The organism is Sodalis-like endosymbiont of Proechinophthirus fluctus, assembly GCF_001602625.1.
GTDB lineage: Bacteria > Pseudomonadota > Gammaproteobacteria > Enterobacterales > Enterobacteriaceae.
The window spans coordinates 1-494 of the sequence record NZ_LECR01000014.1; the positions used below are offsets into that span (position 1 = coordinate 1).

Genomic DNA, 494 nt, shown 5'->3' on the forward strand with positions numbered 1-494 from the left:
CCCACATTATCCTGGAATTTATTCCAAGCCTGGGGGGAGTTCCAGCCCGGTGCCCAAGCGAATGCCACCTGCTGGCGCGGCGCCTGGGGGGCATTATTGCCCTCCATGGAGAAAGCGAACATGGTGTCCTGGTCCTGCGGCACACGCGGTTCATGGACACTGATGTTGGCAAGCATAGCAGTTCGTCCGCTATAGCGGTGCGGCTCTCGCGCCAGTTTCTGGCCGTGAATACGAAAACTGGCATCCGGCGCGGCGTGCTTGATCCCCGACAGCTCAGGCAGCGCCGCGACTACGGCATCGATAATATGGTCAAGCCGGGTCCAATCCACTTGGCGGTTCAAATAGGTGGAGTGTAGCGAATGCAGCCAGCGCCAGCTTTCCATCATAATGACCTGGTCATCGTAGTACGCTGGATCATAGACTTGGAAGAAACGCTGTGCTCGGCCCTCCTGGTTGATGAGCGTACCGTCGCTTTCGGCGAAGCTCGCCGCCGA

1 pseudogene is annotated in these 494 nt (G+C 58.9%); it reads right to left on the reverse strand.

The features are described from left to right. Window positions 1-494 (reverse strand): annotated as a pseudogene (locus tag BG74_RS01685) (NADH-quinone oxidoreductase subunit NuoG); the annotation flags it as partial.